Raw genomic sequence first — 25,686 nt, forward strand, 5'->3', positions numbered from 1 at the left:
TTTGATGGCTACTCCCCATATTAACGCTGCCCCCGGCGATTTCGCTGATACCGTCCTGATGCCCGGCGACCCACTGCGCGCCAAATATATCGCCGACACTTACCTGGAGAACGTGCGCCAGGTCAACGACGTTCGCAATATGTTCGGCTACACCGGCACCTACAAAGGCCGCGAGATTTCCGTGATGGGCCATGGCATGGGGATTCCGTCGGTCTCCATCTACGCCAAAGAGCTGATCACCGACTACGGCGTTAAATCGCTGATTCGCGTCGGTTCTTGTGGCGCAGTACGCGACGATGTCAACGTGCGCGATGTAGTCATCGGCATGGGCGCCAGCACTGACTCAAAAGTCAACCGCATGCGCTTTAACGACCACGACTTCGCTGCCATTGCCGATTTTGAACTGACCCAGCACGCGGTGGCTGCCGCCAAGGCCAAGAACGTGCCGGTGAAGGTAGGCAACATCTTCTCAGCCGACCTGTTCTACAACCCGCAAACCGACATGGCTGAAATGCTCAAGCGCTACGGCATTGTTGGCGTCGAGATGGAAGCTGCCGGCCTTTACGGCGTCGCCGCCGAATTTGGCGCCCGCGCCATGACCATCTGCACGGTTTCAGATCACATCCTGAAAGGCGATTCGCTTTCCAGTGCCGATCGTCAAACCACCTTCGACGACATGATGCTGATTGCACTCGACACCGTGTTGCGCGACGACGCTGCCCGCGCCTAGAACGTTAAAGTGAGATCGTTGCAAAGAGCGCGTTGAAGTAGCCAAAAGGAAAAATGATGGATCAGGTATCAGAAGAGATCGTTCAAAAGCTGTTTAGCGCGCGGGCTAACGCCTATGTGCCTTATTCTGCGCACCCGGTGGCGTCATTGATGGTCACCCCCGATGGTCAGCAGTTTGCGGGCACCAACGTGGAAGTGGCGCACTACAAAGGCCTCTGCGCCGAAGCATCGGCCATTTCCGCCATGATCACTGCCGGGCAACGCCAGTTGGCGACGGTCTACGTGATGGGCCCTGGCGATCACCTTTGCACACCCTGCGGCGACTGCCGCCAGCGAATTCGCGAATTCGCCACACCAGAAACCCAAATCCAGGTGCTTTCAGGTAGTGGCGAATTGATGAAAACCTACACTATGGAAACACTACTGCCCGACGCCTTTGGGCCCGAGCAGCTGCCGCCACGTTAAACCAGCCTGTTTGGCAATCAAAGCCAGCCCCCACTTGGGCTGGTTTTGTGCATTTTTTGCTCGTACTCTTAATAGCCACCGTATGCCTTTGATGAAGTGTGCCGATGAGAGCACAGCACTTATTTGGAGAACGCCATGGCTGGTTTACTGCCCAACGTCGACCCCGACGGTTTGCTTGAATACTCAGTGGTCTACACGGATCGCTCGCTGAACCATATGTCGCAACAGTTTCAATCGGTGATGCGCGATATTTCCGCCACGCTGAAAGAGGTTTATAACGCCCACGCAGCGGTGATTGTGCCCGGCAGTGGTACCTTTGGCATGGAAGCAGTGGCGCGCCAGTTTGCCGTTGATCAGAAAACCCTGGTTATTCGCAACGGTTGGTTCAGCTACCGCTGGACGCAAATTATTGAGATGGGCCGTTTAACCGATCAGCACACGGTGCTTAAAGCGCGGCGCCTTAATCCCGATGACCCCCGCTCGCCATTTCAGCCGGTTCCCATTGACGATGCCGTCGCACAGATTCGTCGCGAAAAGCCCGCCGTGGTGTTCGCGCCGCAAGTTGAAACCTCAGCGGGGTTGCTTCTCCCCGATAGCTATATTCAAGCGCTTGCCGAAGCGACCCACGCGGTAGGCGGCTTGTTGGTGCTGGACGCCATTGCGGCAGGCACCCTGTGGGTGGATATGCAGGCATTGGGCATTGACGTAGTAGTAAGTGCACCACAAAAAGGCTGGAGCGGCTCGCCCTGCTGCGCTATGGTCATGCTATCAGAGCGCGCCACGCAGCGTTTGAGCGAGACCCAGAGCAATAGCTTTGCCTGCGACCTGGGCAAGTGGCACAGCATTATGCAGGCTTATGAAAACGGCGGGCACGCTTATCACGCCACCATGCCCACGGACGCTTTACGGCAGCTGCGCGATATCATGCAGGAAACCCGTGCCTACGGCTTTGCCAAGGTAAAAGAGGAGCAGCAAGCCATTGGTCGAGGTGTACGCGCGATGCTTAAACGCCACGGTTTTGTCAGCGTTGCTGCTGAAGGCTTTGAAGCGCCGGGGGTCGTGGTGTGTTACAGCGACGATAGCGGCCTGGTAGGCAAACTTGCCCAGGCGGGGGTGCAGGTAGCCGGCGGTGTACCGCTGATGTGCGATGAAGGCGACAACTTCCAAACCTTCCGGGTCGGCTTGTTTGGCTTGGATAAGCTGCACCACACAGAACGCAGCGTGGGTAAACTAGAGCAGGCGATTCAGGCAGTCGTATAGGAAGGCAGCGGTATAAGAAAGCAGTCATGCAAGTAGCAAAATGCCCGCTATTAAATAGCGGGCATGTTAAATTCTCATTACGGTTACATATAGCCTACGCCCCGCGGCATCATACCTAGATGATTTTCCACGCGGGTAACCCCTGACACGTTTTCAGCGGCCACTGTCACCGCCTGCTTCTGCTCAAGCGATTCGACCAGCCCCCAAATTTCCACAACCCCACCGTCCACAATCAAACTAATGTTTTCAGTGTGTGCACCGGTGTTGTGCTCAACTTCATTTAGAATGGCTTCCCGAATTTGTCGATCATCTGTTGGTGATTGTGTCGGTGCCACTGCCGCATTGGCAATCCCTTGCAGCAAGTTAGCGCGGCTGACGATCCCCACCAGCTTGCCTTCACGCACGACGGGCACACGTTTGATATGGTGCTTTTCCAGCATTCGAGCAATGCTATGCAGCGGCGTGTTCTCTTCCACGGTCAGTGGATCCGGCGTCATGACTTCGTGGGCTTTACGGCCATGAGACTTAACGTAGTCGCCTGCATCTTTACCGCCAGCAAACAACGATAACCACCAGGAGTCGCGATGGTCACTGTCATCTTTAACCCGGCGCATTAAATCACCTTCACTGACAATGCCGATCACCCGGTGCTCGCCATCCACCACGGGTACAGCGCTAATTCGGTTCTTGAGCAGCAGTTGTGCAATGTCACGTACTTCAGCATCGGGCCCTACACTCACCACTTTGGGTGTCATGATATCGATAGCCTGCATGGCTCTCCTCCTAGCGTTTAGCTCTTAAGTCAGCCCCTTAAAGGCTGAGTCCTTTATGAAGAAGTCCTTAAATAAAAAGCTGCAGGCTGCCGTGCCCATTCTTTAAGCCTAGCTCGCTACTAGCAATTTGCCTATGCTGGCTGGCTATCTTAAAGAACGCATTGAGACTGTTTTGATCTAGCGCAGTTTATTGGTCCGCTTGCTTAAGTATTCTCTTTAGCGGCACTGCTCTCTTCAACTTTCTCAACGTCGACAATGCCTGAGCGACTCACCACGACTTTCCAGCGCGCGAGATAGGGCGTGTCTTCACTACCCGTTTCACGAATGACAAGATTGAAAAGATGTCGACGCTCGACGCCCTCGCGAACCGCCTGACCATCTTTAAGACGATAGATGTGATGTTTGCCTTTGCTCATTAGCCGCGCCAGCATGGAGATATCCAGATTTAGTGTTTCGCGGGTATGCTCGTAGCCGCTTAAAAAGCGCGTGGGCGACATGCGGGAACTTGAACGATAATGCAGCACCACCTCTTCACGTTGGGCCACCTTACGTCGACGCATCTGCTTAATAGCGTTATCCAACGAGGCAAATCGTTTGTAATCAAACCACTCCAGTTGGCGGCCCACAACGGCATTTTGCGTAGGGTCTAAATACTGGCGGCGCCATTTGGGGCGGCCTTTACGTAGCCAGCGCCAAAGCGTATTGCGCAAATCATCCTTAAATACCTCACGCATGGCGTAGAGTAACGCCATGGCTAAAACAAACAAGGCAGAAAGGTCCCCTAGTGCGCTACGCAATTGCAATACACCTAACGTCACAAACCCCATTACCACCGCTGTGGCTAATGCTTTAACTGCTCTCTGTTCGCCGCTGCCAAGCTCAAGAGACTGTTGCTTCAAAGTAATAGGGTGCTCAATCAAGCGGCGCAGCAGGCGCATTTTGTTCGACATTCGCGTGGGGTCGACCCTTACCCTTTCGGCGTTATACTTCTGTTCGCTGCGGTGCTCATCCTCCCGGTGGCACACGCTGATAAAGCGTCTGCGGATGTCGGTAAATTCACCGCCACGGGGCATATGGGCGACCAGTGCCAGCAGTTGCTGTTCGGTAAACCAGGAAAGGTAATTATCAATATTGGCAAAGTATTTTTTGAGGCTTTCATCATCAGGTTGATTACGTCGCAACCGTTTGAGGATTCCGTCACTCAGATCAATCATTTCATGCAGTTGATCGCATAAGGCAACAGCACTTTCTTGCACCTCACTGTTTTCTTCCCGCAGTTCTTGACGGGCATGGCGTAATTTATTGGCACTCACTAACATCGTTTGAGTGGTGCGCTCCATCGCCTCCACGTATTGGTAAGCGTAAAGGCTCAAACTCAAACGATACGAATCGCTACCGAGTCGGTTACGGCTGGCAAGACGACTATGCACCAGTGGCAGGAGATATTCGTCACTGTAGTAGGTGCGCGAGACATGGATGGCGGCATGATAAAAAGCCTCTTCTGAGATCAGTTGGGTGCTTAATCCCAACTCGCCAGGCACAAAAAGGTAGACGTCGAGGTTATGCGATGTTTCTTCCTTGAGCCGTCGGGTAAGGCGCAACTGAAAGCTGTTTTTACGATCAACGTTGATCAACTCACCAATCTCCTACTCCCTTCACTAACGTGATGATATACCATGGCTGAAATGTTCATGGCGCTGTCCGGAAAACTGTTGCCAGATCACGCCCACTGTTCACCTCTTTATCTGTGGAGCTAGGAAATGTCCATTGCCCGTTTTTCACCCTTTGAGCTGTTGCTATTAAAGAGCCGCAGCCAAGTGGATACGGCAACTCTGCTGCTGCTGGGCTGGGTGCTGGTGCACCGCCAACACGTCTCGGAGGGCCAGCGACGACGTCGCTTGGCCCAGGTAACTGCGCAGTTTCGCCACGGGCATGAGCTAGGTCCGGTCATGAGTATTGCCCATAGCCAAGACCTCCAAGCCATCCAATTAGCCGCAGAGGTAGTCCGCAAAGAGTGTGGCACAGAGCGCAGCCAGAGCATTATTCATCAAGCCATTACTGTCGCTACCGATGACGGCGAGCTGTCATTGGCCAACCATTATATTTTGCGCTTTTTAGCGGACTTGCTAAGCGTTGCACCGATGACCTTAAATATTCTGTTTAAGGAGCTGACGGGCATCCCATTGGTCACTCCCGAAGATCCCAGCCGAGATGCCTATTGGCAAGTTCACGACCCAGATTATCATGCCCGCAAAGCACGTGAGGCCGAGGCGGCTGAGCAGAAACAACAACAGACCAACGCCCGGGCAGAACAGCAGCAACGGCAGAAAGAGCAACGCCACCAACAGAAGCAACAAAAACAGCAGGAAAAGCAACGCCGCCAAGAGGAGGCCCGCCAAGCGCGGGAACAAGAACAGCAGCGTCAGCAAGAGCAAGCTCGCCAGCAGGAACGCCAGCGACAGCGCGAGCGAACCGAACGGGAACAACAGCGCTCTCGTCAGCAAGACTCGCACCGACAAGGCTCCCACCAGCAAGACTATCGCCAACAAGAGTATCGTCAACAAGAGCAACGCAATAATCACTCCCGCCAGCAGCGTACCGCGCCACCGCCGCCCGACCGCACTACCCGGGCGCTTTCGATACTGGGGCTTACCCCCGGCGCTAGCCGTATTGAAGTTCGTCATGCCTACCGGCGAATGGCACAGCTCCACCATCCAGACCGCTTCTACTCTGAAAGCGAACATCAGGTCGCTCTGGCTTCCGCGCGTTTTCAACGTATCAAAAATGCCTACGATTACTTAATGCAAACTTACTGAGACCATGTAACGCTAGACGTTGCGCACTATGCCCAAGCCCACGATAATCGAAAGCTCCACGAGAATCGAAAGCTCCAAGCGAAATGGTTGCCCCAAGAGAAACGATAGCCCCCTATGCGCGATTTGTACCAGCGCCTCGCGGTTTCCCCTGAGGCCAACGACCAAGAGATCAAACGAGCCGTCGCTAACTGCCAGCATAGCGCGCTGCGCCAAGATGCCGAGGCGGTTTTTTCCGTTGCCGAACGCCGCGAAGCCTACGATACGCTTCACGACACCGTGAGCGATATTGGCAGGCTACGAGCGCGACTAGGACTCAGCCACAGCGCACACTGGCAGGGTGACGTGGCAAACGACTTTTCACTACCGCCCGATCATGCCATTTCGCGCCATGATGAACTGGTAGATCGCGTTAGCCACGCAGTCTCGCTGTATAACCGTTGGCGTCGCTTACGCGGGCCGTGGTTATTCATCGCCGTGTTCACCGCCGGTGCTGGCATAGGTGCCTGCCTGGGGCTTGCCTTGTGCTGGGGGCTTTTGCCGATGTGACGCCGCTCGATCAGCCGTCTTATCATACTTGCGCTCTTGCTCGTCGCGACGAATTTCTGCTTTTGTCGGGCGCGGTGCAGGTTTTGGCGGTGCGGGTCTTTTGTGGTCGTCTGTGTCCGTTTCTTGCTCCGCGTCTGAAGTCCTCTGATCGCTGGCTGGCGCATCATCGTCAAGCGCGAATGAAGTGCCTGCGGTGGCCTCCATGCGATCTTCTGAGCGCGCTTCCATACTGACACTAAGACGCGGTACGCCCAGGTCAATCTCTTGGGCTTCCATACGCTGTTTGAGTAGCAGGTTAAACGCCCTGGATACATCCCACTGCATCTCTGGTGCCGTGCGAAAACGCATACGCAGGATAGGGCATCCATCTTCAAATCCCTGAACACCCTGCATTTCCAACGGTGACCAGATGTAGTGGCGCATCATCGGGTCGCGACGCAACTCCTGCGCGGTCTCCTGCATCAGCGTAATCGCGTCGTCGATTTTCATATCAAATGGAATACGGATACGCATCAGCGCGATGCCGAACTGGCGAGACATGTTATGAATCGACTCAATGCGGCTAAACGTGATGATGTGCACGATCCCATCCAAGTCGCGAAGACGTACGGTGCGCAGCGTCAGCCCTTCGACAGTCCCCATATGGTTATTGATCTGCACAAAGTCATCGACCGCCAGTGAATCTTCGATCAAAATAAAGATGCCGGTAATTAAATCCTGCACTAACGTTTGGGCACCAAAACCAATCGCCAGACCGATCACACCGGCACCGGCTAGCAGCGGCGTCACGTTGACACCCAAATTAGCCAACCCGGCGATGACAGCAATAATTAAAATAGTCACGAAGATGACATTGCGAATCATGGGGGTGATGGTTTGTGCCCGGGCTTGATTGACCCGCCGCCCCCGCGAACGCGCTGATGACATCAATGCACGCTGGATAGCCGTGTCGGCAAAGATCCACACCAGCCAGGCCAATAGCACGGTGGCGCCCAGGCTGAACAGCGCTTGTCCTATGCGGGCACTGGCCACGGCTTGCTGACCAAGGCCAAAGAACGAACTTCCCCACACCTGCATCGAGAGCTCAGCAAACACCATCCATGCGAAAATATGCGCGAGGACAAAGCCGAAGCGCTCTAAGCGTTTGCGATATTGACTCTGGCGATGACGGTGACGGCGCTTGCCAATCCGTTCCGCCTGACGGCGCAGTAGCCCAGTCACCACCAGCGTAAGCACCAGCAGGCTGGCGGATATAATCGAGCGCGCCAGTGCGGTGCCCACATCGCCCACCGTGATAAAAATGGCCAGCAGTGAACCACTGACCAGAAGCAGCGCGGGTATGTGCCATAACCCACCCAGCGAGCGAATCATTTCGACGGCAGTACTGGCATCACGGCGCTGCTTGAAGGGTCGGTTACAAATCAAATGACGCACGGGGCGTTTGAATTTAATAATAAACCGCGCTGCCAGCAGCGCTGCCAGCATATTGGAGAGAACCGAGACCAAGCTTGAAAGTTCGCTACCAAGCAGTTCAACCAAGCGAGTGGAGTTGACCGCATCGCCAAGCGCAATCAAGGCACCAATCACAAACATGCCACGCAGGGCACGCTGTTGAAGCAGTTGAACTGCCGTAAACCGATGGCCGCGGCTAAAGAAGGCGATGACCGTTTCGAATACCACCGAAAGCGCCCGACCACACAGGCAGATATAGGCCACTACCAGCACTAAGGTACGCCCAGGGCTATCAGGTAGTACTTGGCCAATCCCAAGCGTAATAGCAAACGACAACGCCCAAGGCAGCATACGGCGTAAAAAATGCACCGCCATTAGCCAGGCTTTGGGATCCCGAGGCAAATCCAGCGGCCATTCTCGGCGCGTAGCCACCATCCGCCCAAAGGCAATCATTATCACCAACAGCACGCCCCAAATCAGGGCCAGTATGGCTCCCTCGGCAACCGCTCGTATCGCCTCGCCTTGGTCGGCATCATCATTTAGCGCACGTAAATCCTCAGCCCCCTGTACGAGTTGACGTGCCCACTGGTCAACCGGTGAATCGCCTGCTTGAGCCTGGTCGCCAAGATCGCTTAACGTATCGGCGAGTGCACCCAACAACCCCTGCCGCACTACGCCCTCTTCCTCACTGGCAGCGTCGGCGGTCACTTGCAGTTCACGAAGCGATTTAAGCAGCTCGGTGCGCCGCTCCTCGTTTTCAAGCATGGTAATGACGTCATTCAACGACGCCTGAAACTCTTCTCCGCTGACTTCGGCAGTTTCCTCCTCAGAACCGCCGCCCAAACTGGGTAGCGATACGGTTTGCGCCTGGGCCTGCGTTATCGTCATGCTTGTCATTACTAGGCTTGCCAATACAAACAAGGCAACGCCTATTAGCGAGTTAATCAACCAGTGCTGTCGCACGCCTTACTCCTGAAAATTTGCTTAGATGGCGCCCTGCTTATCGTCTGCCGGCCTTATGGTTTACTGGACCCGGTAATACGCTCAGTCTCATTGCGTGACTATGATAGGCTGGATACTTAAACGTTCACCTCAAGGATGCCGAGATGACGCTGCAAGCTCCACTTAACCGCTTAAACAGTCACGGAAAAATCCGGCAAGTAGGCGTCGAAATTGAATTTGCTGGCCTACCTCCCCGTGACACGGCAATGCTTGTACGCGAGCTGTTTGGCGGGGAGCTTAACGTGGTAAGCCCTCATCGGCTACTAGTAGAAAATACCCGCTGGGGCGAATTTGGCATTGAACTTGACACCCAGTATGCCCATCCCGACAAATCCCTGCTCGACGATCCTCATACAGAAGACAGCGAGTGGGCACGCCATCAGCACCAGCGACGGATCGAATTTCACCAAAAAACCCGTGAATTAATTGGCGACATGGTCATCGGCTTAGTGCCTACCGAAATCGTTTGCCCACCGGTGCCTTGGAATGAACTGGAAGATTTAGATGCACTGTTTGAAGCCCTACGTGAGCACGGCGCCAAGGGAACCGATGCCAGCTTGATGTATGGCTTTGGGTTGCATCTAAACCCTGAAGTAGAGAGCTTTGACGCTGACTATTTGCTCGCCATGCTGCGCGCTTACTTACTGCTTGCCGGCTGGCTGCGCGATGAAATTAAAGTCGATATTACCCGCGAGATGCTGCCCCACGCCAACCCGTTCCACAAAGCCTACGCGTTAAAAGTACTCGATAGCCGCTACGCGCCTGATCTTGACACCTTGATTGACGACTATCTGCACTACAACCCCACACGCAATCGCGAGCTCGATATGTTGCCGCTTTTTGCCTATCTGCGTCCCGACCATCGTCATGAATTGCTGCATACCCAGCTCACTAAGCCCCGACCCACTTTTCACTATCGCTTACCCAATGCCCAGCTTTCTCAGCCTGGTTGGGGCTCGACGATCGAGTGGAATCGCTGGGTGGAAGTCGAGAAACTTGCCGCTAACACTGACGTCTTACTCGCTCGCTGTGCTGAATATATCGCTGATCATAACCGCCCCCTACTAACCCGGGTTAAAGACAAGCTGGGTCGCTGGCTGAGGCGTAAGCACTAATTTTTCCCATTTCATTTTCTGCAACAGTGAGCAACCACCCGCATGACTCGGCCACTAATCGGAATTACTACCTCTGACCAAAAAAGCCACTTAGCGTGGTGGTTTGATTGGTTTGCCGTCTGGCGACACGGCGGCAAGCCGCTGCGTTTATCGCCTTCTCGTCCGCGGCCTGAACGCCTGGATGGATTGATCATTGGCGGTGGGGACGATATTCAGGCCCACCTATACGGTGGGGAGGTACAGTTAGATGTACGCCTTGACCCCGCCCGAGATGAGCTGGAGCTCGCGCTGCTCGAACGCTTTATTCCGCTGCATACGCCAGTGCTGGGCATTTGTCGAGGAGCGCAACTAATCAACGTTCATCTAGGCGGCACCTTGGATCCCGATATCTATACCACCCATGAAGGTTTAAAACGTCGACGTACGGTACTGCCGCGCAAAACCGTCGATATTGTCGGAGCAAGTAAGCTGCACCGCTTGCTAGGCGTAACGTGGTGCCGCGTTAACAGCCTTCACCACCAAGCCGTGCATGAAGCGGGTAAAGGAATTGAGATTGTCGCTCGCGACCGAGATGGTTTGGTGCAAGGCATAGAATCCCGCGAACACGATTTTCTGATTGGCGTGCAATGGCACCCCGAGTGGCTGGTTTTCAACCGTCCCCAGCAGCGCTTAATTCGCGCACTGGTGACGGCATCAAAACGCCACGCTAGGCGGCGTGCTTAACCTTACGATCTATTTAACACGAGGCGCTAGTTTAATGCCGCCAAGGCAGCATCGTAGTCGGGCTCGTTTTTCAACTCGCTCACTAGCTCACTGTGCAGCACGCGATTATCGGTATCCAACACCACTACCGCACGGGCACACAACCCCTCCATCGGGTTATTACACAATGCCACGCCCCAGGTTTCACGAAACTCTGGATGACGGAAAGTAGACAGTGTTTCAACATCATCCAGCCCTTCTGCGCCACAAAAGCGTTTAGCGGCGAAAGGTAAGTCCGCAGAGACAACTAAGACCACTGTGTCCGTCAGTTTTGACGCCATTTCATTGAATCGCCGTGTCGACATGGCGCAGGTGGGCGTATCCACACTGGGAATAATATTGAATACTTTACGCTTGCCTGCATACGTATCGAGCGTGACATCCTGCAGTTCGGTATTAGTTAGCGTCATCGCGGGCGCTGCTTGCCCGGCACTGGGCAGTGTGCCAGCGACATCCAGTGGTTCGCCTGCACGGGTAATCTGTTGCATTGCCTACTCCTTATTACATTAATCATTAATGCGTTCTTAACGCCTGAGAAGCCATGGTAGGCTATCTCCCTCGTTTTGAAGACATTGTTTTGAAGACATTGTTTTGAAGATATAGTTTTGAGGACATGGCTTTGAGGACATCACATTGCGGACTCGACGCGAAAGCCTCAGCTCAACGTTTGCGTTTCATTTCACCGAGGGAGTGATATGGCCTGTGTATTGATCGTTAAAACTGGCGATGCGTATCCAGAAGTTGTTGACCAATATGGTGATTTTGAAACGTTATTTGAAAAGCAGCTTAGCACTGCCCTGCCAGCACACTTAGATCTGCAGGTGTGGGATGCACAACGAAACCCCACTGCACCTGCGCTTGATAGCTTGGCAGGCATTATCATCACTGGCTCGCACAGCATGGTTAGTGATGCCGAACCCTGGAGCGAAGCGCTTAAGCCGTGGCTAAAAGCAGCACTGGCCAACAATACGCCTATGTTAGGCGTTTGCTATGGCCACCAGCTAATGGCCGACGCGTTTGGCGGTGTTAGCGACTACCACCCTGCGGGACGCGAGTCCGGCACTCATACAGTGCGGTTGACTCAAGCGGGCCAGCAAGATCCCCTGTTTAGCCAACTTCCCGAAGGATTTGCAGCTCATCTCACTCATGCGCAATCAGTCATGCAAGCGCCTCAAGGGAGCACCGTGCTGGCCCATAACAGCCATGACGCCCATCAAGCGCTGCGCTATGGCCCCCGCCAGTGGAGCGTACAGTTCCATCCTGAATTCACCGCCCCAGTGATGTGTGCCTACCTGAAACGTCAACAGGCCGCACTGCGCGACCAGGGCGAAAAGCCCGACACTCTGCTGGCGAACGTTATTGACTGCAGTGAAGCCTCAAGCCTACTGCGGCGTTTTTTAGCCTTTGTATAACCGTTTACATCACTCTTTTTTACGCCATCACTTGCGCTGGTCTCGCCGCGACGCTAAGCGATCAGCGAGCCTTGTTGGTTCCGGCAGCTTGGTACGTCCTAAACACTGCATCACCCACGTAAGTGACGTCTCCAGCGTGATACGGTGACCGGGTGACACGAACACCGGTTTGACCTTCGCGCGAGAGCGCAACACGGCCCCAATCGTCTCTTTTCCCGCATAAAGTGGTGTCCAATCGCCACGCTGCTCACCTACCTCAGCGTGTTTGCCATACAGACGTGATTTAGCAATGCCAATAGTGGGCAAATCCAGCCACAGCCCCAAGTGAGCCGCCACCCCTAACCGACGCGGGTGCGCAATCCCTTGGCCATCGACCATCACCAGTTCGGGCAAAACGCTGAGTTTTTCGAACGCGCCCAGCGCCGCGGGGATTTCACGAAAAGATAGCAGCCCGGGAATATAGGGCATACGGGTGGGTTCACGGTTAACCACTTGCTCAACCACGCTTAACTCTGGTGCAGTAGCAGGGTCCCATTTCAGCACCACCACGGCCGCCCGGGTCGTTTCGCCGCCATCTTCAAAACCGATATCCACCCCGGCGATATGCGTTACCGGAGCCAAGCGGTCGGACATTTCTAGCTGCGTTGCCAACTGCGATTGCAGCGCCATCGCCTCCCTAGGCGCAAGGTTCCATTCGTGTAGCGATGCTGACATATCATCCTCCCTGAAGACCTACCTGAAGAATAAACACTCTAATGTTTGGTGCATAAGGTAGCAAAAAAACGCCCCCGCACCTGTGAAGGTGCGGGGGCGATCGGAATGCTCAGTTGCCGCTAAGCGGTAGCTGATTAATCCTTACATTGATGAAAGCTTAGGCGCGTTCGCGACGACGAACCGGCGCATCGCCTTCATCACGACGACGGCGCGGTGCGCGTTCAGCCGGTGCGCTGTCTTCGCTGATTTCCAGCGGACGACCGGCCACACGGGCACGTGCCATCTTGGTCAGAATCGTCGAGGGCAAGCCGCTCGGCAGTTCCACGACAGAGAAAGCGTTGCGAATATCGATACGGCCGATACGTGCGCCTTCGATGCCACCTTCATTGGCGAGAGCACCGACTAACTGGCCCGGCTTGACACCATCTTTGTGACCTACGGAAACGCGATAGCGCGTCATACCTTCAGTCGGACCGCTAGTGCGTTCACGGCGTGCACCCGGCTTACCGGCAGGAGCGCCATCACGTGAGGGCTTCTCTTTACGCGGTGCCTGTAAGCGACCAATCGGTGCTTCATCAGCGCGCGCCATCGCGGCAAACGCACAGGTTAGCTCGATCGGGTCGTGGCCTTCTTCGATCAGACGTTCAATCAGCGCGCGTTGCTCTTCTGCACCTTTGGTTAAAGAGGCAGTTACACGCTGATGGAAGACTTCATCACGATGGGCACGAATAGCGGCTTCGTCAGGCAGCGCCATTTCGGTCATTTTTTGACCGGTTGCTTGCTCCATCCAGCCGACTTTGCGGCCTTCACGGAAGCCAGCAAAGGTGATTGCAATACCACTGCGACCAGCACGACCAGTACGGCCGATACGGTGCGTGTAGGCTTCCGCATCTTGGGGCAGGTCGTAATTAATGACGTGGGTGATACGCGACACGTCAAGACCACGAGCAGCCACATCCGTGGCGATCAATACGTCGACTTTGCCACGCTTCAAGCGCGTAATGGTACGCTCACGCAAGCTTTGGTCGAGATCACCCGACAGGCCAGCAGCGTTAACACCACGGGCAGTCAACTGCTCAACTAGCGTGGTACAGGCCGCACGTGTACGTACAAAGACGATGGCACCATCGACCGGTTCGACTTCAAGAATACGGGATAGGGCTTCAAGCTTAGCGCCGCCATCAACACGGACAATGCGCTGCTCAATATTTTCGCCGGTCGTGGTACTAGATTCAATGGCGACTTTCACAGGGTTAACCAAGTAGCGGTTAACAATGCGTTCGATTTCAGCCGGCAACGTGGCCGAGAAGAACACACGCTGAGCATCTTTCGGGGTATCGGCAACCACGCGTTTTACGTCGTCGATAAAGCCCATGCGCAGCATTTCGTCGGCTTCGTCCAGCACCAGCGCAGAGAGGCCATCAAGCTTGAGGCTACCGCGATCCAGGTGGTCGATAATACGGCCGGGGGTACCCACAACCACTTGTGCGCCACGCTTAAGGGCGCCAAGCTGTTCACGGTACTCTTGACCACCACAAAGGGTCGCTACTTCGAGACCTTTGAGGTTTTGGCCATACTTACTAAACGAGGCAGCTACTTGCTGAGCTAGCTCGCGGGTCGGCGCCATTACTAGCACTTGCGGTTCGCGGCGAGTCAGTTCTAAACGTGACAGTAACGGTAATGCAAACGCTGCGGTTTTGCCGGTACCCGTCTGGGCCTGGCCCAGCATATCGCGGCCTTCAAGCAGCGCAGGGATGGTTTGCGCCTGAATCGGCGAGGGAACGAGGTAGCCCTGTGATTCAACAGCAGACAAAACGGCAGGCAAAAGAGCCAGATCGCCGAAGCTCGGCGAGGCGACAGAAGTCGAGGTCATTAATCACACCTTGGTAGGCCGGTAAGTACCGGCAAAAAAACATCGTGAGCGTCCCTGACTCTGTTATCGCTAAACGACATGAATGTAGTCGTTATCGAAAACAGGCACCGCCGAAGCGGTCAAAGCCATCAATGGAGTCGGAGACGCCGGTCGCACCTAGCATCCGGTTGGCAAGCACCGCTTTAGCGGGCCAACCGTTGTGGCGACCTTCTGCGCCGATTTCACCCGTGTGGTGAAATACTGGAGGCGCGCCATCTTCACAGCAATGAACATCTAGCAATTGGCGAGATGTTCCCGCAAGCGACACTGCTAATAACTATTAATATTACTTATTAATAACTACCGCAGATAAACGCTTATCGTCGTGATGGAGGGGTCAACACATGCGAGGAGCGCGCATCCTAGCATTGTATTTTGCCTCTGACCAGCCTTTTTAACTTGAACCATACTGAATCAGGGACTTGCACTCATACACATATGGTCTAACCTAAGAGGTGTCTAATCAAGTTCACGAATCTCAAGGAGTGATGCAATGAACTGGGATCAAATCGAAGGTAAATGGACAGAAATGAAAGGCAAAGCACGCGCTAGCTGGGGTGAGCTTTCCGACGATGAACTGGATCAGATCGGTGGTAAGAAAGATCAGTTAGTGGGTAAGCTGCAGCAGAAGTATGGTTTTGAACGCGAGGAAGCCGAGCGTCAAGCTGATGATTGGGCTGATCGTCAGCAATAGCTATCAAGCCATTTTTTACTATATCCAGTCTTTACTATTTATCGTAGCCACATGGAGAGATGCTATGCGTAAGACAATTCTGACAACCGCGATTAGTGCCACCCTACTAGGTAGCTTTGCAATGGGTGCCCATGCGTCTAATGAACCACAAGGCATGTACTCTGCTGATGACATTCTTGACGCGGAAGTCTACTTTGCTGGCGGCTCCGGTGATGAGATCGGCGAAGTCGATGACATCTTGTTTGACGAAGAGATGCGTATTAGCGCGATTGTAATCGAAAGCGGTGACGTGCTTGGCTTAGGTGGGCGTGAGATCGTAGTGGATACCGATTACTTCACTCTCGAAACTGATACCGAAGACGATGGCGATACTGAACATCGCATTATGGTCGAAGCCAGCCAGGAAGAAGTAGAAGCCCTGCCTGCCTATAATAATGATTGGTGGGAACAGACCAAGGCCAATGCTCGTGATGCTTGGCAAACAACCCAAGAAGGTGCGGAAAGCGCTTGGCAACGCACTCGTGAAGCTATCGATGTCGACGATAACGGCTAATAACGCTTAACTAGGGCAAATGTTTTTCGCAGTCTTATTTTGGCTGTGCTAATAGAGAAATCTAACGTACCGAAATTTACGGTATGGAAAAGGGCCGCTCACAGAGACGGCCCTTTTTGATGGTGACACTATAGCGAATGGCCATCTAACCATGTGCTGGCTATTTACGCCGTACGCCTTTACCTGGCAAACGGTCCCGATCGTGAGGCCGCTGAAATTCGAGCAGCGGGCCAGCAGGAACGATACGGGTTGGGTTTATCGTATCGTGGCTATAGTAGTAGTGGCGTTTGATGTGATCCATATTGACCGTTTCAGCAATGCCGGGCCACTGGTAGAGTTCTCTGACGTAATTGGACAGATTGGGATAATCTTCAATACGCTTAAAATTGCACTTGAAATGACTATAATAAACTGCGTCAAACCGAATCAGCGTCGTAAACAGACGAATATCTGCCTCAGTCAGCCACTCCCCTGCTAAATACCGCTGCTCGCTTAAGCGCGCTTCCACCCGATCCAACGCATCAAACAGCGCTTTTACATGCTTCTCATAGACGGCTTGCTCAGTGGCAAAGCCGGTTTTATAAACCCCGTTATTGATATGGTCGTACACATCGGCGTTGATTTCATCAATCACGCTGCGAAGATCATCGGGGTAAAAGTCCAAATCGTTGCCGGTGAGTTCGTCGAACGCGTGATTAAGCATACGCAGTAGATCAGCAGATTCATTATTAACAATGGCACTGCGTTGCTTATCCCATAGCACAGGCACTGTGACTCGACCGGTATAGTGTGGGTCGGTCATGGTATAAAGCTGATGGTGAAATTCCACGCCGTTAACCGGGTCACCGCTGGAACCTTCATCCTCACGATAGGTCCAGCCTTGGTCGAGCATCAACGGGCTGACATGAGACGTGCCCACCAGCGGCTCCAGCCCTTTGAGCTTACGCATTATCAATGTGCGGTGCGCCCAAGGGCAGGCTAGCGATACATATAAATGGTAGCGGTCTTTCTCTGCGGGGTAACAATCACCGTTTGTCTCAGGCTGGGTACCGACCCAGTCGCGTAGCTGGGCTGATTCCCGCACGAACTCGCCGCCGTGCTTTTTTGTGTCATACCACTGGTCTTGCCATTGACCATTTACAAGCAGTCCCATGGGGCGTCTCCTGAAAAGTCTTATGGTGTGCTGGTTATTGCTTAATATTTCCAGCATACGCCCGCAGTGTGGATGCTCAAGCGGATGTTTTACGTGCTTTCATTCGAGTGAATCGAATCATGCAGCGCACACTCGCTAACAACGGCTTTTTTTAGCGCTTCAGCCATCGCATGAGCCGCAGGCCCTGCGCGGTCTCGATCGCGAAAGATCATTTGGATAGGCACTTCACGAATACCGCCTGCAGGCAACGGCAATGCCTTTAATTGGCCGTTTTTTAACTCTTCGCCAATACGCGTTTCGGGCATCCAAGCAAACCCCAAACCACGCCGCAGCATATCAAGTGACGTATTTAGATGAGTAACGGTCCAGCGTTGTTCGGCTTTTAACCAACCTGCGTTTGTCGATTGCCGCAGGGCTGAGTCACGCACAACCAACTGCCGGTGCTGAGCCAAGTCGCGTAAATCCAGTGAGCGACCCAACTGATGCAGGGCATGCCGAGGATGCGCTACCGCCACAAAACGTACCGTTACCAGCGGCTCACCTAAGAACCCCTGCGCCTCAATGCCAGAAACCACTAGGTCTGCGCGGCCATCGTAAAGCATCTCAATGCCTCCATTGAGTACACTTTCGTGCAACTGAACACGTACTTGGGGGTACGTTTCAGAGAAGCGCTCCAGCGCTTTGGCTTGCGCAGCGGCAGGAAAAATCTGGTCGATTGCCACTACCACTTCTGCTTCTAATCCAGCGGCAAGGCGCGTAGCCACATCCTCAAGCGAGGCTGCACTCTCAATTAACTGGCGTGCACGCCGAAGCAGCAATTCCCCCGCTTCGGTCAAACGTACTTGGCGGCCAATAGGCTCCAACACTTGAACCCCTAGCTGCTCTTCTAGTTTATGCACAGCATGGTTTAACGTAGAGGGACTTTTATGTACGGCTTCAGCCGCACGCGCAAACCCACCATGGTCAACCACGGCGGCTAACATTTGCCATTGTGAAAGTGTTACCCGTGACATTTCGATTTCCTCAACGCAATACAGCGAAATAATGCGCTTAATATTCGAAAAAAACATGTCTAGAATGCCAGGAAATGAGCATCAGTTCTGCCAGTGCTTTTAAAATGCTTGCGAGTAGCCAATTGGCGATGATCAAAAATGTAGCCAGCGACTGACCTGACGAGGGGCTAAATTCTGAACTTTTGTTATATTTGAACTTTAATAAACTTAGTTTTCGCCTATGTTAATTCAGGTTATTTAATTATTCGGCTTTGTTCGTTACATTTGTTAGCAAACAGTGTTTATTAATAGTAATATCGACTTTTAATTGCCTTATTTTTCTTTAATTATGCTTTATGTATAGATGTACAGTCTATGCACCCCTGTCCTCATGGGGTAAGGTTTCCGGGTTTATGCGTTTAATAGTTACTTTTAATCACGAACTCGGCGGTCTATTTACCCATGTTGCGAATCCTCCATTCGCTGCCCCGCACGCACAAATTATTACTGTTACCTGTGGCCACTATGGTTACTGTGCTGGGCGCACAAAAGTTACTGACAACATACCAAGATTTAAACCAACCACATACACCACTTGAAAGCGTGCTGGTACCGCTTCCGAGTGACTCAACCCCGGGCGTACCTTCTTTGCGTCAAGAGCGCACCCCGGTGGCTGAAGCGATCGACCGCGCCTCTCGCGCCATCGACGCCACCCGCGACAATATTCCTCTTAGTGAACTAACAGCGTCCGAGATCATTGATCTTGATGTCATCGCCACCGCTGACGCCGATATAGCGTCCCAAGCTGCCCTGGATGATGATGTAACAGTGCTTAATGCCGCCTCACTTGATGCCCCGGCGCTTGAAGCTACGCCTGCATTTAATACGGCAGCGCTGGGCATCGCCGAGCTTGATGATGGCGCACTGCATATGGCGATTGTGCTGGGCACACTGACCAGCGGCATGCTGGATGCCGATAATTCTTCTTCAGTTGAAATTGCCGATGCTACTTCTTATGAAGATTACGGCGTTGAGCTTTTTGATGACATCTCGTTTCTGGACATAGAACTGGCAGCAGAAGAGCCGTTTGTGCCCGAATGGGAAACTCACATTGTTGAGTCCGGCGAAACCTTCGCCGTACTGGCGCAAAATGAATTAGGCCTTGGCTACAGCGAAGTAATGGCCCTGCTTGAAGATTTACCCGATCAACGCATGCTCACCCACTGGCGCGCCGGACACAGCTTTGATTACCAACTGGGTGAAGATGGGCGTTTATTATCACTACGCATGATGAAAAATACGCGTGATGGCATATTACTGGAAAGGGATTCAGACCAGTTCGCCATTACCACTATTGAACGACAGGGTGAGCCCGTTCAGCGCCTTTATGCAGGTAGCGTCAGCGGTAGTTTTGCACGCTCAGCACAGGCGACAGGTTTAAACAGTGGTTCGGTAACGGAACTGACGAAGCTACTTGAAAAAAAGCTCGATTTTCGACGTGATAGCCGCCGCGGTGACCGCTTCCAGGTATTGGTCGAGTCGGACATGATTGATGGGGAGACACTTGATTCGCGCGTATTAGCAGTTCAATACGACGGTGAGCGCATGGATTTAACCGTGGTACGTAATGCCACCGATGATAATTTTTACACTCCTGAGGGCGGTAGCCTTGACCCGGCCTTTGCACGTCATCCATTCGAAGGCAGCTACCGTTTAAGCTCCAATTTTAACCCACGGCGTAAACACCCGGTCACTGGTCGTATCAGCCCGCATAATGGCACCGACTTTGCCATGCCCATCGGCACGCCGGTGACAGCCCCTGCCAATGGTGTCGTGGAGCGTGTAAGCAACCATCATGCGGCAGGGCGCTACATCATCGTCCGTCACGACAACGGTTACCGTACGCGCTATTTACACCTTTCACGCCCGCTAGTTAAGCAAGGTGAACGTGTGACGATGGGCGAGCGCATTGCGTTGTCAGGCAACACAGGTCGCAGCACTGGCCCTCACTTGCATTATGAAGTCATCGTTAATAACTCACCGGTGAATGCGATGACGGTACCCCTACCCGAAAATACCAGTTTAAGCGGCGATACGCTTATTGCGTTCCAGAACCAAGCGGCGCCTATTCTAGCCACATTGGAAAGCGGCGAAACAGGCCCGACTAGCGTGGCTAATTATCAACAGGAAAGCGACGACTGACGGCTCTTATTAAGTAAACGTTTAAACTGCAAAACACCGCCAAATTGGCGGTGTTTTGCGTTAGGTTGCTTTGTTTCTATGCTTCCAGCATGTTCTTCAACAGCGGTCTTCAACATTGGCTTTCAACCATTAGACAGAACGCTGTAACGCTGCCAACAGCGTTGCATCACGGCGGTAGATGTCGGGCCTGAACTCCACTTCACCTTGTGCATTTGGCCACGCGGTTAAATAGTGAAGCGCCACGGGAATACGCTGAGTTAGGCGTACATTGAGATCGCTCCCCCCACTCAATAAAGTGCTCATTTGATAACGACTGCCGGTATCTTGCAGCAGCATTTGCGCTAGCTCAGCCACGCCTTCAACGCGAACGCAGCCTGAACTGAGTGCCCGCCGGTCACGCTGAAATAAGCCGCGTGCGGGGGTATCGTGCAAATAGATCATGTCATCGTTAGGAAACCGGACAACAACGCGCCCCAGCGGGTTACCCACACCCGCCACTTGGCGCAGCATAATGCCACCAGGGCGTTGCCAATCGATCTCTTCTGCAACCAGCGGTTCACCAGAGGGGCTTATGACCTGGATATTCTGTTGCGCCAAGTAATCGATATCCGCCCGCACACGAGGCAACACATCTTCGCGCATAATTGTTGGTGGTATTGTCCAGGATGGGTTAATCGTTAAATGGCTGATGGTAGAGTGGATAATGGGCGTTTCACGACGTGGCGACCCTACGACCACCCGAGCATCCCAATGTTGGCCGTTAGGGCGCACGTAATGCATCCGATAGCCAGCAATATCGACCCACACCCGTGGCTCAGCAGACTGCATAGGACCGATCCATCGTGCACGTTCCAAATTCACCCGTAGCTGGTCAATGCGTGTCGACACCGAGGCATTGAGGGCTAGACGGGTCTGTTCGCCCACTACACCATCTTCTTGTAACAAATGACGTCGTTGGAAGCGCTTGACAGCCGCTTCTAGCGAGGCATCAAAGGTCCGCCGGTTAGGTGCCGACTGCACACCGATAAGCGGATAAGCGCTGCTGTCGGCTACCAATACATCGGCATCCCCCCACAGTGCCAAGCGTTGGCGCAGCACGCTAACATCATCGGCTTCGTCCCCTGGCCGAAGTGATTCATCCCGTGCAGCCAAGTAAGGCGGACTACCCAGGTTAGCCAGCTGATAATGCTGTTTCAAGGCATCGCGCAGCTGTTGATATTCGGATGATGAGGGTCGGGCCAGCGCAATAGCGTTATCAATCGAACTATCTTCAACAGCATGCACAACACGTCGCAGCGAGTAGCCACGCTCAGGACGCGGCGCTTCCCAATTGGGCTCGACATCCCGTGGGTTCACCTTACCGCGCTCTAAATGGTCCAGCGCCAGCAGCAGGGATTGAGTGGCTTTAATATCAAATGATGCCTGGGCATCATCGCCGCTTACCTGGCTACGCTGAAATTCAGCGAGCAGCGTATCAGCGTGATAATCCTCTGGCACCAAGCCATCGTGTTCCAGGCTGTTGAGCGCCGCCACCAATGATTCAACCGCTTCCGCTGCCTGCCAGGCAAGCTGCCCCTTACGCAGTTGATAGAATTCAGCAACAGGTAAACGGTGCGGTTCCACCGTGCTTAATTGCTGAACTAACGCCTGCTCCAGCGGTACTGATTCCGCATACGCATTGCTGATGCCTAAAGGACTATGGCTAAGCGTTAAACACAGAGCGGCCCCTATCGCCCATCGTCTTAGTGGCTGTATCTCGTTCATCGCCCTCTCCTTGCGTTACTATAGCCTTCCACTTTGGCCGACCCTGTTTTTTATATTAGCCGGCTACTTTTCATCATGACTGATAATGCTTGTAGGATCGACTTTTATGGCTCTTCGTTTAAACGTTGCCACGTTATTATTTTCACTACCTTTTACGTTATTTACGTTACCGTTACACGCCGATAGCTTCTTTTCTCAAGTTAATTCTGCACCCCCTTCCGGTGTGCTGCCTTTACATCATCAGCTACTTCAGCTGGCCCCCCAGGCGAGCCCTGACGCACTGCGGCTAGCCGCACAGGCGCTTAACTGTGCAGAGCCCAATGCCGAGCGCCTTGCAGTGATCGATTACTCACTGCCTTCTACCGAACCACGCCTCTGGGTATTCGATTTACGCCAGCATAAGCTACTTTTCGAAGAGTTGGTTTCTCATGGTCAAGGATCGGGTGACGCCCAAGCCGAAACGTTTTCCAACACCCCCGATAGCCATCAATCCAGCATTGGCCTGTTTCGTACCATGAACAGTTATTACGGGCGCAATGGTTACTCGTTGCGCTTGGAAGGCCTTGAACCTAACGTCAACGACTTGGCGTTTGAGCGCGCTATCGTGATCCATGGTGCCGATTATGTAAGCGACGCGTTCATTACCCAAACAGGAAGGTTGGGGCGCAGCCATGGCTGCCCGGCGGTACGTGTAGAGGTAACTTACCCACTGATTGACAGCTTAAAAGAGGATCAATATGTCTTCGCTTATTATCCTGATGCAGAGTGGCTTGCCAGCTCTACGTTTCTAGGCTGCACGGCAGCCCCCGCACAGCTAGCCCGGCGCTAACACTCTCTAGGTTCCTGCAAGGAGGAACATTAACAAACTCAGTCTTAAAGACGGTCAATAGTTGAATTTTTTCGTCTTCAGCCGCTAAAACAGGCGTTCAAGGGAACCCTCTGCAATACTTTGTGACAAATCAACACAATTTTTTTGCTTTCTGCCGTAGGTGTCTCTGACATGTTCACCTTTATGCACCCTTACCAAAAAATTCGCCGCCTGGAACAGGAGATTGCTGACTTACGCGCTCAGCTTGAAGCCGCTACCCCCTCCCCCAGTCGCCGTCTGTTAAGCCTAATGAAACCGGCGCAATCAACCAGCATATTACAAGCGAGAGGGGCCGATATGCTGGCCTCTCTAAATAACGGTGTTCAAGAGTACGCCGACCAGCTTGCCGGTGAACGCTCCACCTTAACGGAGACGTTTAACCTGATTGTTAATGCCGAGCAAGCGGTCAATACTCTTCTTCAGCGATGCCATGACACTGAACATACCGAAGCGTTAGCCGCCTCGCCGTTAGTAATGACGAGCACCCTTCAAGCACTGGAACAACTGCAGGTTGCCCTCGCTCGTAATGCGGACAGCGCCCAAGCGTTAGCCGTTAGTACAGCGCTAGAAACGGCCCATAGCCAAGGTCTTCTTGAGTCGGCTGACTCAGCGAGCCAGCAGCCACCAGGACTAGCAACCATCGCGGATGACACACACCGCTTAGCACTTGATACGCACCAATTGAGCCACCAGCTCAGCGTGCTGATGGAGCAAGTGAACTCTCAAGTAAAAGAACACTCGCATGCCATAGCTAAAAAGCGTCAGGCTGACGATGAGATTGCCCACTCAGCGCATGCAGCCAAGCAGGCATTGCATCAGCTTGCTGATCAAACACAGCATATGCACAAAGTGATTCATAACAGCGCCACCGCTGCATTTTTACACTCTGCAAAGCTAGACCATGCGGTGTGGAAATGTCGGCTTTATAAGCAGTTGTTGTCTGCAAATACGCACATCCCACTGGAAGACTATCATCAATGTCGTTTAGGCCGCTGGCACCAGCATGGTGAAGGCCACCAACGCTACGCACGTTCCGAAGCTTATCGAGCGCTGGCGGCGCCGCATCGTCGGATGCATGAGAGCGGCGCAGAGGCACTTAAGTTTGCCCGCCTGGGAGATCACAACGGTCAGTTAGCCGCCTTAGGTGTGATGGAAGAAGCCAGCCAACAGCTTGCTCTTCAATTGGATAATCTAATGGAACACGCTATCTACGAGGTACCTTACTCGTCCAGTCACCACTCACCGCTCGCGGGGGCACCTTAACGAAGACAAGAATATTTAAACGCCCCTTAGCTTAAGAACAACTCCCCGGGAGCTGGCTTTTGCATGCCTATCGCAGAGGAACCAGCTAACTAGTTTTTCGTTTTCTTTGACCGCCTATGCCATGCTGGTTTCACTGCAATCAGTCTTCTCACCAGTGGTAATGGGAAAAAGTACATGACACAGGTCAAAAAGCTGGACCTCGCATTGCAAGGCGGCGGTGCCCACGGTGCCTATACCTGGGGCGTCATTGATCGCCTTTTGGCGGATGAGCGAATTGAAATTGAGGGTATCAGCGGTACCAGTGCCGGGGCCATGAACGGTGTAGTGATGGCCGATGCGCTAACAAGGGGAGATAAAGACACGGCTCGGCAAGCGCTGCATGATTTTTGGCAAGCCGTTAGCCGAGCGGGTATGGCAAGCCCGATCCGCCGCACGCCCATGGATATATTGACGGGCAACTGGAGCCTGGATCACTCCCCCGGCTTTATTGCCATGGACCTGTTAAGCCGCGTGGTCTCCCCCTATCAACTCAATCCGCTCAACGTTAATCCGCTTCGCGATATCGTCGCCAGCCATATCGATTTCGAGCGCGTGCGCCAATGTGAACAACTTAAGCTGTTTGTAGCCGCGACAAATGTGCGAACAGGTAAACAGCGCGTTTTCCGGCGCGAGGAAATGAGTGTCGATGCTGTCATGGCCTCTGCCTGTTTGCCCTTTCTATTCCAGGCTGTAGAAATCGACGGCGAAGCTTATTGGGACGGCGGCTATATGGGCAACCCGGCATTATTCCCTCTGATGGAAGAGTGCAGCGCACGGGACATTTTACTCATACAAATTAACCCCATCAGCCGTAAAGAGGTGCCCACATCAGCATCGGCTATCATGAACCGCCTCAACGAGATCACCTTTAACTCGGCGCTTATTAAAGAGATCCGCATGATTGCACTGCTTAAAAACGCGCTCGATGAACAAGGCATTATCAACTGCTACCAACAGGCGCTTTTTCACCGTATTAGCGGTGAGCTGGCGCTTGAAGGTCTTTCCGTCTCCAGTAAATCCAATTCGGAATGGCCTTTTTTATGCCATTTATTTGAACAAGGCCAAGCCGCTGCTGAACGCTGGTTAAGTGAACACTTCGATGCCATAGGCCACCACTCTACGCTCGATATTGATACCGTTTACCTGCATGAATAACGCGCTAAGCGTGGCGTCATCGTTCAATGTTTCACCGGACCTTTC

General features: G+C 53.3%; 24 protein-coding genes. 14 read left to right on the plus strand and 10 right to left on the minus strand.

Going from position 1 to position 25,686, the window contains the following annotated elements:
• Positions 1–4 precede the first annotated feature (4 nt).
• The 3 genes from deoD (at position 5) to ACUVOF_RS01710 (ending at position 2,454) form a co-directional block, all read left to right on the plus strand.
• Complete coding sequence (gene deoD, locus ACUVOF_RS01700; RefSeq protein WP_298967901.1) at positions 5–730, plus strand: purine-nucleoside phosphorylase; 726 nt, start codon at positions 5–7, stop codon at positions 728–730.
• A 56-nt stretch (positions 731–786) separates the two neighbouring features.
• Complete coding sequence (gene cdd / locus ACUVOF_RS01705) at positions 787–1,194, plus strand: cytidine deaminase (RefSeq protein ID WP_447042717.1); 408 nt, start codon at positions 787–789, stop codon at positions 1,192–1,194.
• 135 nt (positions 1,195–1,329) lie between these two features.
• Entirely contained in the window at positions 1,330–2,454 is a 1,125-nt protein-coding gene (locus tag ACUVOF_RS01710; protein ID WP_447042718.1) for an aminotransferase class V-fold PLP-dependent enzyme, read from the plus strand.
• Positions 2,455–2,537: 83 nt separating this feature from the next.
• Here the strand turns inward: ACUVOF_RS01710 and ACUVOF_RS01715 are convergent, their stop codons facing one another.
• Together ACUVOF_RS01715 and ACUVOF_RS01720 are read right to left on the minus strand one after the other, a co-directional pair.
• Complete coding sequence (locus ACUVOF_RS01715; RefSeq protein ID WP_447042719.1) at positions 2,538–3,227, minus strand: CBS domain-containing protein; 690 nt, start codon at positions 3,225–3,227, stop codon at positions 2,538–2,540.
• Between the two features lie 203 nt (positions 3,228–3,430).
• Positions 3,431–4,861 (minus strand): hypothetical protein, encoded by a 1,431-nt coding sequence (locus ACUVOF_RS01720; protein WP_447042720.1) that lies wholly within the window; start codon positions 4,859–4,861, stop codon positions 3,431–3,433.
• 126 nt (positions 4,862–4,987) lie between these two features.
• Between ACUVOF_RS01720 and ACUVOF_RS01725 the strand changes: the two genes are divergently transcribed.
• Positions 4,988–6,043, plus strand: a complete 1,056-nt coding sequence (locus tag ACUVOF_RS01725; protein WP_447042721.1) for a J domain-containing protein — start codon at positions 4,988–4,990, stop codon at positions 6,041–6,043.
• Positions 6,044–6,157: 114 nt separating this feature from the next.
• Complete coding sequence (locus ACUVOF_RS01730; protein WP_447042722.1) at positions 6,158–6,589, plus strand: hypothetical protein; 432 nt, start codon at positions 6,158–6,160, stop codon at positions 6,587–6,589.
• On the opposite strand, the gene ACUVOF_RS01735 is transcribed toward ACUVOF_RS01730, so the two are convergent.
• On the minus strand, positions 6,506–9,004 hold the full coding sequence (locus ACUVOF_RS01735) for a mechanosensitive ion channel domain-containing protein (RefSeq protein WP_447042723.1): 2,499 nt from the start codon (positions 9,002–9,004) through the stop codon (positions 6,506–6,508). The genes ACUVOF_RS01730 and ACUVOF_RS01735 overlap by 84 nt on opposite strands.
• Before the next feature lie 143 nt (positions 9,005–9,147).
• Here ACUVOF_RS01735 and ACUVOF_RS01740 point away from each other — a divergent pair, with 143 nt between their 5' ends.
• Positions 9,148–10,158: an amidoligase family protein gene (locus ACUVOF_RS01740; RefSeq protein WP_447042724.1), complete on the plus strand. Its 1,011-nt coding sequence runs from the start codon at positions 9,148–9,150 to the stop codon at positions 10,156–10,158.
• A gap of 42 nt (positions 10,159–10,200) precedes the next feature.
• Positions 10,201–10,881: a gamma-glutamyl-gamma-aminobutyrate hydrolase family protein gene (locus ACUVOF_RS01745; protein ID WP_447042725.1), complete on the plus strand. Its 681-nt coding sequence runs from the start codon at positions 10,201–10,203 to the stop codon at positions 10,879–10,881.
• Positions 10,882–10,907: 26 nt separating this feature from the next.
• Here the strand turns inward: ACUVOF_RS01745 and tpx are convergent, their stop codons facing one another.
• Complete coding sequence (gene tpx / locus ACUVOF_RS01750; RefSeq protein ID WP_447042726.1) at positions 10,908–11,408, minus strand: thiol peroxidase; 501 nt, start codon at positions 11,406–11,408, stop codon at positions 10,908–10,910.
• A 207-nt stretch (positions 11,409–11,615) separates the two neighbouring features.
• Between tpx and ACUVOF_RS01755 the strand changes: the two genes are divergently transcribed.
• The gene (locus ACUVOF_RS01755) at positions 11,616–12,332 is read left to right on the plus strand and encodes a glutamine amidotransferase (protein WP_447042727.1); all 717 of its coding nucleotides are present in this window, start codon (positions 11,616–11,618) and stop codon (positions 12,330–12,332) included.
• Positions 12,333–12,359: 27 nt separating this feature from the next.
• Here the strand turns inward: ACUVOF_RS01755 and nfi are convergent, their stop codons facing one another.
• The 3 genes from nfi to ACUVOF_RS01770 all read right to left on the minus strand — a co-directional run bounded on the left by nfi (position 12,360) and on the right by ACUVOF_RS01770 (position 15,199).
• The gene (gene nfi / locus ACUVOF_RS01760) at positions 12,360–13,046 is read right to left on the minus strand and encodes a deoxyribonuclease V (protein ID WP_113268843.1); all 687 of its coding nucleotides are present in this window, start codon (positions 13,044–13,046) and stop codon (positions 12,360–12,362) included.
• 157 nt (positions 13,047–13,203) lie between these two features.
• On the minus strand, positions 13,204–14,919 hold the full coding sequence (locus ACUVOF_RS01765; protein WP_113268842.1) for a DEAD/DEAH box helicase: 1,716 nt from the start codon (positions 14,917–14,919) through the stop codon (positions 13,204–13,206).
• Positions 14,920–15,010: 91 nt separating this feature from the next.
• Positions 15,011–15,199: a hypothetical protein gene (locus ACUVOF_RS01770; RefSeq protein ID WP_113268841.1), complete on the minus strand. Its 189-nt coding sequence runs from the start codon at positions 15,197–15,199 to the stop codon at positions 15,011–15,013.
• Positions 15,200–15,451: 252 nt separating this feature from the next.
• Here ACUVOF_RS01770 and ACUVOF_RS01775 point away from each other — a divergent pair, with 252 nt between their 5' ends.
• Positions 15,452–15,652, plus strand: coding sequence for a CsbD family protein (locus ACUVOF_RS01775; RefSeq protein WP_447042728.1), 201 nt, complete (start codon positions 15,452–15,454; stop codon positions 15,650–15,652).
• 64 nt (positions 15,653–15,716) lie between these two features.
• Entirely contained in the window at positions 15,717–16,205 is a 489-nt protein-coding gene (locus tag ACUVOF_RS01780; protein ID WP_447042729.1) for a PRC-barrel domain-containing protein, read from the plus strand.
• A gap of 160 nt (positions 16,206–16,365) precedes the next feature.
• Here the strand turns inward: ACUVOF_RS01780 and ACUVOF_RS01785 are convergent, their stop codons facing one another.
• A complete protein-coding gene (locus ACUVOF_RS01785) occupies positions 16,366–17,358 on the minus strand; it encodes a glutathione S-transferase family protein (protein ID WP_447042730.1) in 993 nt (330 codons plus the stop codon).
• An 89-nt stretch (positions 17,359–17,447) separates the two neighbouring features.
• On the minus strand, positions 17,448–18,371 hold the full coding sequence (locus ACUVOF_RS01790) for a LysR family transcriptional regulator (protein WP_447042731.1): 924 nt from the start codon (positions 18,369–18,371) through the stop codon (positions 17,448–17,450).
• A 441-nt stretch (positions 18,372–18,812) separates the two neighbouring features.
• On the opposite strand from ACUVOF_RS01790, the gene ACUVOF_RS01795 reads away from it, so the two are divergent.
• Positions 18,813–20,552 (plus strand): peptidoglycan DD-metalloendopeptidase family protein, encoded by a 1,740-nt coding sequence (locus ACUVOF_RS01795; protein WP_447042732.1) that lies wholly within the window; start codon positions 18,813–18,815, stop codon positions 20,550–20,552.
• Between the two features lie 129 nt (positions 20,553–20,681).
• On the opposite strand, the gene ACUVOF_RS01800 is transcribed toward ACUVOF_RS01795, so the two are convergent.
• Positions 20,682–22,316 (minus strand): L,D-transpeptidase family protein, encoded by a 1,635-nt coding sequence (locus tag ACUVOF_RS01800; RefSeq protein WP_447042733.1) that lies wholly within the window; start codon positions 22,314–22,316, stop codon positions 20,682–20,684.
• Between the two features lie 106 nt (positions 22,317–22,422).
• Here ACUVOF_RS01800 and ACUVOF_RS01805 point away from each other — a divergent pair, with 106 nt between their 5' ends.
• The 3 genes from ACUVOF_RS01805 (at position 22,423) to ACUVOF_RS01815 (ending at position 25,641) form a co-directional block, all read left to right on the plus strand.
• Positions 22,423–23,145 (plus strand): murein L,D-transpeptidase catalytic domain family protein, encoded by a 723-nt coding sequence (locus tag ACUVOF_RS01805; RefSeq protein ID WP_447042734.1) that lies wholly within the window; start codon positions 22,423–22,425, stop codon positions 23,143–23,145.
• Positions 23,146–23,316: 171 nt separating this feature from the next.
• Positions 23,317–24,447, plus strand: a complete 1,131-nt coding sequence (locus ACUVOF_RS01810) for a CZB domain-containing protein (protein ID WP_447042735.1) — start codon at positions 23,317–23,319, stop codon at positions 24,445–24,447.
• Positions 24,448–24,621: 174 nt separating this feature from the next.
• On the plus strand, positions 24,622–25,641 hold the full coding sequence (locus ACUVOF_RS01815; protein ID WP_447042736.1) for a patatin-like phospholipase family protein: 1,020 nt from the start codon (positions 24,622–24,624) through the stop codon (positions 25,639–25,641).
• Positions 25,642–25,686: the final 45 nt, after the last annotated feature.

The sequence above is a fragment of the Vreelandella sp. H-I2 genome, from assembly GCF_052959335.1.

Coding starts and splice junctions, on each gene's coding strand:
- deoD (WP_298967901.1), top strand. CDS start 5: ATGGCTACTCCCCATATTAACGCTGCCCCCGGCGATTTCGCTGATACC.
- cdd (WP_447042717.1), top strand. CDS start 787: ATGGATCAGGTATCAGAAGAGATCGTTCAAAAGCTGTTTAGCGCGCGG.
- ACUVOF_RS01710 (WP_447042718.1), top strand. CDS start 1,330: ATGGCTGGTTTACTGCCCAACGTCGACCCCGACGGTTTGCTTGAATAC.
- ACUVOF_RS01715 (WP_447042719.1), bottom strand. CDS start 3,227: ATGCAGGCTATCGATATCATGACACCCAAAGTGGTGAGTGTAGGGCCC.
- ACUVOF_RS01725 (WP_447042721.1), top strand. CDS start 4,988: ATGTCCATTGCCCGTTTTTCACCCTTTGAGCTGTTGCTATTAAAGAGC.
- ACUVOF_RS01730 (WP_447042722.1), top strand. CDS start 6,158: ATGCGCGATTTGTACCAGCGCCTCGCGGTTTCCCCTGAGGCCAACGAC.
- ACUVOF_RS01740 (WP_447042724.1), top strand. CDS start 9,148: ATGACGCTGCAAGCTCCACTTAACCGCTTAAACAGTCACGGAAAAATC.
- ACUVOF_RS01745 (WP_447042725.1), top strand. CDS start 10,201: ATGACTCGGCCACTAATCGGAATTACTACCTCTGACCAAAAAAGCCAC.
- tpx (WP_447042726.1), bottom strand. CDS start 11,408: ATGCAACAGATTACCCGTGCAGGCGAACCACTGGATGTCGCTGGCACA.
- ACUVOF_RS01755 (WP_447042727.1), top strand. CDS start 11,616: ATGGCCTGTGTATTGATCGTTAAAACTGGCGATGCGTATCCAGAAGTT.
- nfi (WP_113268843.1), bottom strand. CDS start 13,046: ATGTCAGCATCGCTACACGAATGGAACCTTGCGCCTAGGGAGGCGATG.
- ACUVOF_RS01765 (WP_113268842.1), bottom strand. CDS start 14,919: ATGACCTCGACTTCTGTCGCCTCGCCGAGCTTCGGCGATCTGGCTCTT.
- ACUVOF_RS01775 (WP_447042728.1), top strand. CDS start 15,452: ATGAACTGGGATCAAATCGAAGGTAAATGGACAGAAATGAAAGGCAAA.
- ACUVOF_RS01780 (WP_447042729.1), top strand. CDS start 15,717: ATGCGTAAGACAATTCTGACAACCGCGATTAGTGCCACCCTACTAGGT.
- ACUVOF_RS01785 (WP_447042730.1), bottom strand. CDS start 17,358: ATGGGACTGCTTGTAAATGGTCAATGGCAAGACCAGTGGTATGACACA.
- ACUVOF_RS01790 (WP_447042731.1), bottom strand. CDS start 18,371: ATGTCACGGGTAACACTTTCACAATGGCAAATGTTAGCCGCCGTGGTT.
- ACUVOF_RS01795 (WP_447042732.1), top strand. CDS start 18,813: ATGTTGCGAATCCTCCATTCGCTGCCCCGCACGCACAAATTATTACTG.
- ACUVOF_RS01800 (WP_447042733.1), bottom strand. CDS start 22,316: ATGAACGAGATACAGCCACTAAGACGATGGGCGATAGGGGCCGCTCTG.
- ACUVOF_RS01805 (WP_447042734.1), top strand. CDS start 22,423: ATGGCTCTTCGTTTAAACGTTGCCACGTTATTATTTTCACTACCTTTT.
- ACUVOF_RS01810 (WP_447042735.1), top strand. CDS start 23,317: ATGTTCACCTTTATGCACCCTTACCAAAAAATTCGCCGCCTGGAACAG.
- ACUVOF_RS01815 (WP_447042736.1), top strand. CDS start 24,622: ATGACACAGGTCAAAAAGCTGGACCTCGCATTGCAAGGCGGCGGTGCC.